Here is a 1576-nt window from a genome sequence, read left to right as displayed (position 1 = left end):
CAGGGTGCCCGGGCGTCCCGGGTGGTGCTTCGGGGTGTCAGCCGGCGGGGCCGTCGTCGGAGCTGTGGCCCGGGAAGACCTTGGCGGACGGGTCGATGACTGGTGCCGCGTTGTTCACCGCGGTCGCGACCTCACCGAAACCGGTGGCGATCAGACGTACCTTGCCCGGGTACTCGGTGATGTCGCCGGCGGCGAAGATCCGCTCGACGCCGGTCGCCATGGTCGTGTCCACCACGATGTGACGCTTCTCGACGGTCAGGTTCCAGCGGGTCAGGGGGCCGAGGTCGGCGGTGAACCCGAGGGCGGCGACGATCGCCTGGGCCGGGCGGACCTGGCGGTCGCCGGACTTGTTGTTCAGCAGTTCGACCTTCTCCACCTGGCTGTCCCCGTGGATGGTCGCGACCTCGGTGTGCGTGAGCACCTCGACGCTGGAGGCCAGCACCTTCTCGACGGTGTGCGCGTGCGCGCGGAACCGGTCCCGCCGGTGGACGAGGACCACCGACCGGGCCAGCGGCTCCAGGGCGAGCGCCCAGTCGAAGGCGCTGTCACCCCCGCCGACGATGACGACGTCGGCGTTGGCGTAGACGTCCAGTTTCGGGACGAAGTAGACCAGGCCACGGCCGAGATGGTCGCTGCCGACGGGTAGCGGGCGCGGCGTGAACGTCCCGAGCCCGCCGGTGATGACGACGGCCTTCGCCCGCACCCGCGTGCCCTGCGCGCTGGTGACCACGACGGCATCGGCCTCGTGGGCCAGTTCGGTCGCCTGCTGGCCGAGCAGGTAGCTGGGGGAGAACGCGCCGGCCTGGGCGACGAGGGCGGCGATGAGCTCCCGGCCCCGCACCGCGGGGAACCCGGCTACATCGTAGATCACCTTTTCCGGGTACATCGCGGTGACCTGGCCGCCGGCTTCGGGCAGCGAGTCCATCACCGTCACGGACATCCCGCGGAATCCGGCGTAGTAGGCGCCGAAGAGGCCGGCCGGGCCGGCGCCGATGATCAACATGTCGGTGTCGACATCCACCGATGCCGAGCCGTCAGGGCCAGTAGTGGTCAGTGCGTCCACATGCGACTCCTGGTGCCATGTGGCCGTGACCGGACCGGATATGCGGGTCCGGACAGCGCCACTGGAAGAATTTTTTACCCATCCTGCCGCATCGCAGAGTGAGGTGCCCCGACACGTGCGTCGACGTCGGCGCGGCACGTGCGCATTCACGGTGGTGTTTCCCTGTTGACGGTTGTGGTCCGGATATTCCGGCAGGGCGGGCGAAACCAGGAGGAAACTGGTCGTGTCATCAGTTGGGCGGGCCGCCGGATAATCCGGCCTGGTGCCGGGCGCTTACTGTTGGAAACCCGCTCACGTCTTCCTGGCCCGCTGGCCGGCACCGAAAAAATCTCCGGTCCGTGCCGGGCGGCGATCCGGTCGACGGTCCCGTTGGCCCGGCTCGGTGGCCGTGGCGCGTGGTGGGCAGGAGGTGGGATCGGCGCCGGGAGGGGGTGGCCCGCCGTACCATCGCAGGGTGAGCCTTGTGGATGCCGGCAGTGACTCCTCGTCCGTGCAGGCGGGCCCGCCAGCCCC

General features: G+C 69.8%; 1 protein-coding gene. It reads right to left on the bottom strand.

Features of this window, described 5'->3' with window-relative positions:
- Positions 1-37 precede the first annotated feature (37 nt).
- Complete coding sequence (locus AC5LSR_RS23540) at positions 38-1063, bottom strand: NAD(P)/FAD-dependent oxidoreductase (RefSeq protein WP_250283251.1); 1026 nt, start codon at positions 1061-1063, stop codon at positions 38-40.
- Positions 1064-1576: the final 513 nt, after the last annotated feature.

The organism is Protofrankia sp. CiP1_Cm_nod4, assembly GCF_982290645.1.
This window is presented reverse-complemented; position numbering and strand designations above follow the sequence as displayed.